At 45.2% G+C, this 9,634-nt stretch carries 8 protein-coding genes; 6 read left to right on the forward strand and 2 right to left on the reverse strand.

Translation table 11 applies throughout. The features are described from left to right. Nucleotides 1–399: 399 nt before the first annotated feature. Nucleotides 400–777, reverse strand: coding sequence for a GxxExxY protein (locus Q0668_RS07260; RefSeq protein ID WP_298862028.1), 378 nt, complete (start codon nt 775–777; stop codon nt 400–402). 280 nt (nt 778–1,057) lie between these two features. Further along, nucleotides 1,058–2,383 (reverse strand): tetratricopeptide repeat protein, encoded by a 1,326-nt coding sequence (locus tag Q0668_RS07265; RefSeq protein WP_298862031.1) that lies wholly within the window; start codon nt 2,381–2,383, stop codon nt 1,058–1,060. Nucleotides 2,384–2,720: 337 nt separating this feature from the next. Here Q0668_RS07265 and Q0668_RS07270 point away from each other — a divergent pair, with 337 nt between their 5' ends. From Q0668_RS07270 to Q0668_RS07295, 6 genes are all read left to right on the forward strand, one after another. Next, nucleotides 2,721–3,569: an MqnA/MqnD/SBP family protein gene (locus Q0668_RS07270; RefSeq protein WP_298862032.1), complete on the forward strand. Its 849-nt coding sequence runs from the start codon at nt 2,721–2,723 to the stop codon at nt 3,567–3,569. Between the two features lie 53 nt (nt 3,570–3,622). Then, nucleotides 3,623–4,420 carry an SDR family oxidoreductase gene (locus Q0668_RS07275; RefSeq protein ID WP_298862035.1) on the forward strand — a complete coding sequence of 266 codons (798 nt, stop codon included), beginning with the start codon at nt 3,623–3,625 and terminating at the stop codon, nt 4,418–4,420. Nucleotides 4,421–4,488: 68 nt separating this feature from the next. After that, entirely contained in the window at nt 4,489–6,114 is a 1,626-nt protein-coding gene (gene nadB / locus Q0668_RS07280; protein WP_298862038.1) for an L-aspartate oxidase, read from the forward strand. Between the two features lie 19 nt (nt 6,115–6,133). Next, nucleotides 6,134–6,907: a 3-oxoacyl-ACP reductase family protein gene (locus Q0668_RS07285; protein WP_298862041.1), complete on the forward strand. Its 774-nt coding sequence runs from the start codon at nt 6,134–6,136 to the stop codon at nt 6,905–6,907. Next, nucleotides 6,885–7,832, forward strand: a complete 948-nt coding sequence (locus tag Q0668_RS07290) for a hypothetical protein (RefSeq protein ID WP_298862044.1) — start codon at nt 6,885–6,887, stop codon at nt 7,830–7,832. The genes Q0668_RS07285 and Q0668_RS07290 overlap by 23 nt, the downstream gene beginning before the upstream one ends. Nucleotides 7,833–8,094: 262 nt before the next feature. Beyond that, nucleotides 8,095–9,528 carry a hybrid sensor histidine kinase/response regulator gene (locus tag Q0668_RS07295; RefSeq protein WP_298862047.1) on the forward strand — a complete coding sequence of 478 codons (1,434 nt, stop codon included), beginning with the start codon at nt 8,095–8,097 and terminating at the stop codon, nt 9,526–9,528. Nucleotides 9,529–9,634 lie beyond the last annotated feature (106 nt).

The following is a 9,634-nucleotide window of genomic DNA, read 5'->3' on the forward strand; positions in this document are numbered from 1 at the left end:
ACGAATCTGGAAATTTAGTTCGTGAATTTCGTGGTAATGAAAAATTTTTGTTATCAACAATACAAAGTGGCTTACTATTTTCAGTACTTCGTGAGATTTCAATCACGGACCTTTGAATCGAATTTGAAGAAGATCTTGGATATTTATTTTTTACCACGAAAAACACGAAAGGCACGAAAAGTATAAACTGAAAATCTGGATAATTCTATTAAATGCAAGTTCTCTCGAGGTCCTCTAAATAAAAAAAACCTTTATGTTTGATTCACAATTTTAAATGCTCAAAATTACCACACCAAATTATTTATTATAAATTGACTCTTGAAGAATTTATTCGCACACGAATCTGGAAATTTAGTTCGTGAATTTCGTGCCTTTCGTGGTAGATAAAACTTTCGTTATTCACAGCACAAAGCGTTTTATTTTTGCTTTAGGATAACAGCCAAAGTTGATCAGTAATCCAAGTTTCATCTTGGTTGCTTTTAGATAGTTGAGAATTTGAGCATCATGTACTGAAGCGATCTCTTTCACTGCTTTCAATTCTACGATGATGGAATCGAAGCAGATGAGATCGGGATGATATTTTTGCTGGAGGAGTTCTCCCTTGTAGGATAGTTCCCGCTCTGGTTGGGAAATAAAGGGGATATTTTGTGATTGCAGTTCCCTCTCTAAACATTCCTGATAAACGGCTTCCAGAAAACCGCATCCCATTTCACGATAGACTTCAAACGCCGCCCCTTGAATCGCGTAGCATTCTTTTTTGAAGAGAATTTCTGGCATTTGATTTCCTTTTGTTTTATTACTAAAAAATATTTCCACGAAAAACACGAAAGGCACGAAAATTAATTACTATCAGAAATAGAATGGGATCGTGTGATTCATTCTGTTTTAAAGTATTTCTTAATGAACTCTCTACTCATGGTCCTCTTTTACCGATTCAAAAGTTATTTTCTTTACAATTTATCTGTTGAAACCTTTGTGTTATTTATTATCTCGTGAATCAGTGTTTTAGTTCGTGTTTTTCGTGCCTTTCGTGGTAGATAAACTTTTTTGTCGTTGTTTAATTATTCTGCGGGATCTCTCGATAGGGTTTGTTTTGCTGGTAGAGTTTGAGACGCGCTTCTGAGTCCTGTATCAGTTCTTTTCGCAGATCAGGATATGCTTTTTGCAGTTCGAGGCATTTTTTGCCGGCCGCTATTGCTTTGTCAAAATTTCCCTCAGCAGCGTAGAGTGCCGCTAGTGATGAATATTGTCGCCACGATTTTTTGGATGATAAACTTTCAGCCTGTTTTAAATCTTCTTTTGCTTTTTTTAAATCAATATAGTTGGGATCTGAAGCCGTGGTTTTTAACCAGGCACGGCTGCGATAGGCGGATGTGTATTTCGGTGATAGCTGGATCGCTTTATCAAAATCCTGTAGTGCTTTTGAATAATTGCCGAGCTTTCTATAGCAGATTCCGCGTGCCCGGTAAGCGAAACGATATTTAGGATTTGATTTAATTGCGATGTTATATTTCTGAATCGCCTGCTGGAATTGATTTATATTTTGATAAGAAAGGCCTGCTTTATAATTAGTCGATGAATCTTTGGGATCGATTTTAAGTGACTTTTCAAAGTCATTAATGGCTGCTTCGAATTTTTTTAGCGAATTATAAGTGTTGCCGCGATTCGTATAAGCATCTGCATACGTGGGAACTAACCGAATGGCAGTGGTGAAGTCTTTAATGGCTAAATCGTATTGCTTTGATTTTTTGTATGATAACCCTCGATTGTTGTAATAGATTCCTTTATTGGGGTTTAAGCTAATTGCTGATGAGTAATCCTGGATCGCTTCGGCATACTTCGAGTTCCCGGCCAGGATGACAGCCCGGTTGTTGTATCTGTTAGCGGAGTTGGGATCCAGTTTGATTGCCATATTCAGATCTGCGAACGCGTTCGCTTTTTTGCCTGTTTTGTTATAGATTTTTGAACGGGATTCAAAGGCATTGGCAGAATTGGGGTTGAGTCTGATTGCAGCATTAAAATCTGATAAGGCAGACTTGTAATTTTTTTTGAGTCGATATGCGTCTCCCCGATATCGATAATTATTACTCGACGGGTTGTTTGCAATTTGACCTGTGTAGAAATCGATTGCCTGATCCACGGTTTTGGTACTTTCAGAGTGAACCCAACCAACCGTGCCTTTATGATCTACCCAGTACCAGGGACCGTTGATGTCTTTAATAATCACTTCATAGCCTTCACTTAATGTTTTGAGAACGGTTTCGTCCACCTTCATGTCGGTTTTCCTGGTCGTCACTATGACTCGCTCGCCTTTCTTTTGTGCAAATAATCCTGAAGGTGTAATGACAAAAATGAGCAGACAATAAAGGATGATGGTTTTCATGAGATTTCCTTCGACGCGCTTCAAAATGAACGAAAAACGATGAGAGTGGCAGTATATGAATATACATGGCCAGTTTTTTTATGACAAGAATTATATTGATAACGGAATGATACGAAGTTTCTTCCCTGAACCCGCCTCTTAATTCTCTGATCCGCTGGAAAACCGTGTTTGGAGCTGCCTGCGAAGTAGTGTTCTCTGCAAGGTGGCTAAGTCGTCGGGAACTCTCTATAGTATTCAACAAGCTATTTTGTCGCTTTTCCGGCGTTTGCGAATGGTGTTTTGGCCTGTGTGCAATCGCTTGTATCCAACCTTTTCACTTAAATAATGTGTGTGATCCATGATGACAGATGAGAAAGTATTAATTCAGGTAGGCCACAGTCCCGATCCGGACGATGCCTTTATGTTTCATGCCTTGGCTAACGACAAGGTGGAGACCGGTAAGTATCGATTTACTCATGAGTTACAAGATATCGAGACATTAAATCAGCGGGCTTTTAACGCCGAGTTGGAACTGACGGCCGTCAGTTTGCACGGTTATGCCTATCTGACGGATACCTATGCGATCTGTTCTTGTGGTGCATCGATCGGTGATCAATACGGGCCGATGGTTGTCGCGCGGGAAGACTGGAAGATCGACGATCTGCGGGGAAAAACGATCGCGATTCCTGGAAAATTGACAACCGCCTTTCTGTCTTTGAAATTGTTATTGGGTGATGATTTCGAATACGAAATTCATCCCTTCGATGAAATTCTGAATCTGGTGGAACAGGGAAAAGTGGACGCGGGCCTGATCATTCATGAGGGTCAACTGACGTATGCCAATCAGGGTTTGAAGCTGGTGGTTGACATGGGTGTCTGGTGGTATGAAGAGACCGGTTTACCACTGCCCTTGGGTGCGAATGCGATTCGCAAAGACATGGGCATGGAAATGATGGAAGAAGTCACGGCGATTTTGAAGAAGAGCATTCAGTATGGGTTAGACCATCGCCAAGAAGCCCTGGAACATGCATTAAAGTATGGACGCGATCTGAATCTGGAAAGTGCTGACAAATTTGTCGGGATGTATGTGAATGACTGGACTCTGGATTTCGGCGAACGGGGACGCGAAGCAGTCGCGTTGTTGCTGAACCGGGGTTACGAAGCGGGCATTATTCCCAACCCGGTGAAACTGGAATTCATTGGTTAGTTTTTCGATTTCTGCTGTGTGACGATTCTTTGATATAGAGAAGGTGGTGTGTGATGAGTGAAACATTCTCATCCCGGTATTTGCAGGATCTGTTTGGCCTGTCTGGTAAAACGGCAGTCGTGATTGGTGGAACCGGAGTTCTGGGCGGTGCGATTGCCGACGCGTTGGCTCAGGCGGGCGCTCATGTCGTGATTGTGGGTCGCAATGCAGAGAACGGCGCCAGTCGTGTAAAAATGATTGAAGAGCTGGAAGGCAGTGCCGAATTCTTTGCAGCCGATTCCACGAGTCGAACCGATCTTGAATCGCTGGTCGCACATTTGAAAAATAATGGGCGGGTTGCAGATATTCTGGTAAATGGTGCCGGCATCAATGCGGCGACTCCGTTTCTGGACATCAGCGATGAGGAATGGGACAATATTTTCCGCGTGAATCTGCTGAGTGTGAAAGTGGCCTGTCAGGTCTTTGGTCAGTCGATGTTGGATGAAAAAGTGGCCGGCTCTATTATCAACATTACCTCCATGAGCGCGATTACTCCCTTATCACGGGTTTTTACCTATTCTGCCTCGAAAGCAGCCGTATTAAATTTGACTCAAAATCTGGCGCGCGAGTGGGCCGAACAGGGGATTCGCGTAAATGCACTTTCTCCCGGTTTTTTTCCGGCGGAGCAAAATCGAAAAGTGCTGACGCCCGAACGCGTCGAGAGTATTATGAAACATACGCCAGCGAACCGCTTTGGTGATCCGGATGAATTGGCGGGCGCGGTTTTGTTGATGGCAGCCGGTAAAGCAGGTAGTTTTCTGACAGGCAGTAACATTGCCATCGATGGTGGTTTTTCCTGTATGACGATCTAATTTCAGCGGGGGTTTAATTTCTTCTGTATCAACAGAATAAATTGAATGAGTTAAAGGAGCACGAAGACTTGGATCCTATTCAGATTGAATCTGGTCAGCGCTATCTTACTCGTATCAATCCGAAACGCATTCCCCATATTTTCACAGATGTGTTGATAATTGGTGGCGGGATTGCCGGCTCCCGCGCGGCGCTACAAATTGATCCTCGTCTGGAAACGATTATCGTTAACAAAGGGAAAGTAACGCAGTCTAACAGCGCTTATGCCCAGGGCGGCATCGCGGGTGTACTGGATCCTTTAGACGATATTTCCAATCATATCGAAGATACTTTAGCCGCGGGTAAGGATCTTTGTAATCGGGAACTTGTAGAGCATGTTTGCCACGCGGCGCCGCGTCATATACGTGAATTAATTGAGTATGGTGCCGACTTCGATAAACAGGACGGCAAGCTGGCTCTTACCAAGGAGGGGGGGCACAGTCATCGCCGGGTAGCACATGCATTGGGAGACGCGACGGGAAAAGAGCTGATGCGGGCGCTGGTGTTGGCAGTCGAAAATCGACCCTCCATCCAGACCTGGACGAAAACTCCGACCCTCGATCTGGTGACGGAAGACGGAAAGTGCCGCGGTGCGATTATCTGGAACCGTTATCATGGAAAAACTTTGATCTGGGCCAAACAGGTTATTCTGGCGACTGGTGGCGCGGGTTGTCTTTTTCGGGAAACCACTAATCCCCCTCTGGCGACCGGGGATGGACATGCTCTGGCATTTCGTGCCGGCGCTTTACTGCAGGACATGGAATTTATGCAGTTCCATCCCACGGTTTTATATATTGCCGGCGGGGCTCGGTATCTTATTTCGGAAGCGGTACGTGGCGAAGGTGCTTATTTGCGCGATAGTAACGGCGTGCGATTCATGTCGGAATATCATCCCGATCTGGAATTAGCGCACCGCGATGTTGTGAGCCGGGCGATTACCGATCGGATGTTGAAAACGAATCACTCTTGCGTTTATCTTGATTTAACGCATTTGAAAAGATCACTCATCAAAGAGCGGTTTCCCAACATTAGCGAAGTGTGCGCCAGTTTTGGGCTCGATTTATCGAGAGATCAAATTCCCGTCCGTCCGGGTGCCCATTATATGATTGGCGGCGTGAAAACTGATTTGGAGGCGCGTACGTCGGTTCCCCATCTCTGGGCCGCCGGCGAAGTAACTTCCACGGGATTACATGGTAGTAACCGCCTGGCTTCCAACAGTCTGCTGGAAGGATTGATCTTTGGTGCTGCTGCTGGAAAAGGAGCCTCCGCGGCAGCGCTCAGTCAACCCGATCAATTCTCTGCTTCACTCTTGCCTGAGTGGGATTCAGAGAAACGCTCGGATGAAGATTTAAACAGTGACGATTTAAGAAACTCGCTAGCCAGTTTAATGTGGCGTGATGTGGGGATCACGAGAAGTGCAGAATCACTGCGCGACGCAAAAGAAAAAGTCGATTTCTGGAGTCGCTATGTGGTGAATCGTGAATTCAAAACATTGAGTGGTTGGGAACTGCAGAATATGCTGCTTGTTGCGCAGCTGATGATTGCCTCTGCGATTGAACGTCGGGAGAGTCGTGGGGTACATTATCGAAGCGATTTTCCGGAGACGGACGCTGCCTTTCAAAAACATATATCGGTGATTGCCGACAGTAGAAAATAAAAAAGAGGAAGGGACATCAATGCTGCCTGGAATAAAATTATTCGATTTAACAGGTCGAGTTGCCATCATCACGGGAGGCTCAAAAGGCCTGGGCTCAGCTATGGCCGAGGGTCTGGCATCTGCGGGCGCTGATTTGCTGCTGACCAGTCGGCATGAAGATGAAGTAACCGCGACGGCTGCCCAAATTCAGAACGACTATGGAAATCGGGTGATTGGGATGCAGGCGGACGTGACCGATGCCGATCAGGTTGCAGCGATGACGGAGCGTGCGATATCGGAATTTGGAAAGATTGATATTCTGATTAATAACGCGGGGGTGAATATTCGCGGGCCGATAGATGAATTGACGTTGGAAGATTTCGAGCAGGTACAGAGTGTGAATGTGACGGGTCCCTGGTTGTGTGCCAAGTCTGTGGTTCCGCATATGAAACAGGCGAAGTATGGTCGGATTATCAATTTAGCGAGTACATTGGGTCTGGTGGGAATGGCAAATCGAACTCCTTATACTTCGAGTAAAGGCGCGATGGTACAGATGACGCGGGCGCTGGGTCTGGAGCTTTGTGAATACGGGATTACCTGTAATGCCATTTGTCCGGGCCCCTTTCTGACGCCGATGAATGAACCGTTTGCAGAAACCGAAGAGATTAAAAAATTCATTGTGGGCGCGGTGGCCATGAATCGCTGGGCACGGATGGAAGAAATTCAGGGTGCTGCGATTTTTCTGGCCAGCGATGCTTCAAGCTATATGACGGGCAGTATGGTGACCGTTGATGGTGGATGGACGGCACGCTAATGAAACCGGTGAGAATATGAATTCGGATATCGAACCCAAACTGGTTGGTGCAACGCACGGCAACAGACGGGTTCTCGTTCGCCGGGGTTTGATTGGTGCTTTGGTATTCGTATGCATCACAATTGCCTATTCATTTTATGTGGTGATTCAGTTTCATACGACCATTGTCGCTTTTCAAAAACAAAAGGCTTTTCTGGTAGTGACTTATCAGAACGATCAGGGTGAGCCTGTAGAAATGGGCTATGGAGGGGCGGAAGGGCATCTCTTTATTCCTGGCCCGTTATTACGCTATCACCGTTCTCTGTCTGGTATCGAATTATACCGTCAGACTATTTCCAGTCCCGGAGAACTCGATGAATTGTTTAATTTATTGTCTCACTTCCCCAAGTTGAATTATCTGGGTTTAGATGGGTTTCACATTAATCAACAGAGAGCAATCAAAATTTCGCAGCTGAGAAATTTGAAAACCATTGGTCTCAAAAAGTGCAAGATTGAAAAATCATGTTTGGAGACTCTACTCAGTATAGACGGCTTGACGTTTGTGGGATTGCCTGATTCCGAATTTTCCGAATCGGAACTGGAAACTCTTACCCGAGGACCAACGAAAGAGACTTTAACAGGTTTGAATTTATCGTATTGTGATATTTCGGACCGTGGTGCCTCGATGATTTCCCGGCTTCGAAATCTGGAATCACTGGAGCTGGATGGCACGCAGATTACAGATCGAGGATTAAAAATTCTGGCCCGTCTGCCACAGCTCAAAGTGTTGGTTTTGGATCACACTGATGTGACTGATTATGGGGTGGGTTATCTGTCTTCCACGCCGAATCTGATCGAATTAAGTCTGAGCAATACCAGTGCCTCTGATGGCATGCTGGAGACACTCAAGAGGGAAATTCCAGCACTTCGGGTCTCTGATGACTGAACGAAGCAAGAATAGAGAGATCCCTCCATTAATTGGTGGATGAGAAGCCTTTTCGTGCACTCTCTGAATACTTTAATCGGCTTCAATATTAATATTTGATTAAAATTGAACCAATTTCAGAATCTCTTTGGAAGATTGTTCTTCATCGTCCTATATACCAGTGCGCTTGAAACGCGCTCTGGGCTTGCGATCAATTAAAAATTTTTAAGTGACAAAGTCGCTCTATCCAGTTTTTTACTTATCTTCTTTGAGAAAAAATGAGATGAAGGGCCAAATATCCAAAGTATTGGTCGTCGTTCATTCCGACGCGGTGAGAAGCATTCTGACAAGTGCTTTATCTCAGGATGGTTATGAAATCTATACCGCCATTAATGGAGAAGAAGCGCGGCAGAGAGTTCACGAACTGATTCCGGATATCGTACTACTCGATGTCAAACTGCCGATTTTGAATGGAATTGCTATATTACAGGAAATTCGTGCGAGATATAAAGTCGAAGAGATGTCGGTCATCATGGTGACCTCCCAGCATGATGGAGAAGGAATTTCGCGTGTTTTTGAAGAAGGTGCTTTCGACTATCTTCCGAAGCCGGCAACAGATTTGGAAATCAGGGCACGCGTCAGAAATGCCATTCGCATTTTGCAGTTAGTTCGGGAGCAGAAAACATTAAGAAGAGAGGCGGAAGCAGCGAATCAATCCAAGAGTGACTTCCTGGCAAATGTGAGCCATGAAATCCGTACCCCGATGAGGTCCATTCTGGGATTCACTGAAATTTTGAAAATGGAAGCGGAGTTAGCTCAGCTACCTCAACGGTTTCTGGATTTCCTGGACACCATCACTCGCAATGGCGAGCATTTGGTGGAATTGATCAATGATATTCTGGACCTGTCTAAAATCGAGGCAGATGATTTTGAGACAGAATCAATTTCTTGTTCTCCCCTGAAAATTGTACAAGAGGTAATCGAACTCGTTCAAGTGAGAGCCGACTCCAAAGGCCTGAAACTGGAAACCAGTTTTCAGTTCCCATTACCGGTCGAGATCAAATCTGACCCGACCAGAATCAGACAAATATTGATTAATCTGATGGGAAATGCCATCAAGTTTACACAAGCAGGCACGATTCAATTAGAAACGAAACTTCTAGAAAGTCCCCGTCAAGAGCCCCTGATTCAATTCGCGGTGAGAGATCAGGGCATTGGTATGACTGCGTCGGAGCTGTCAAACCTGTTCCGATCCTTTACTCAAGCCGACTCATCCACAACCTGGAAATACGGCGGCACAGGTTTAGGTTTAACGATCTGCAATCGATTGGCACGGAAGTTAGGAGGAGGAATTTCAGTTTCCAGTGAACTCAATCAGGGTTCTGAATTTCGTGTCACTATTCAGACGGGAAGTCTGAAGGGAGTGGAAATGCTTCAGGAGCCGTTGCATCCAGATTCACAACGGGGTCAAAAAAGTAAGCAGGCTGTTTATCCTGCGTATGACGAAACGACCCTGAAAGGCAAAAAGGTACTTTTGGCTGAGGATGGTCCTGATAATCAAAGGCTCATTGTCTTCATATTAAAGAAGGCTGGCGCGGAAGTGATCCTTGCTGAAGACGGCGAAGTGGCATACCGCACAGTTTTGGAATCGATGGAGAGCGGGCATCTGTTTGATATTATTTTGATGGATATGCGGATGCCGGTTCTCGATGGCTAAGAAGTCACCAGAAAATTGCGAGGAGATGGTTATCTGGGGCCCATCATTTCATTAACCCGATATTTCCCATTTGGGTTGAGCCAGGAATCGATCCAGGCTCGAATCA

It is taken from the genome of uncultured Gimesia sp. (assembly GCF_937910335.1).
Lineage (GTDB): Bacteria > Planctomycetota > Planctomycetia > Planctomycetales > Planctomycetaceae > Gimesia.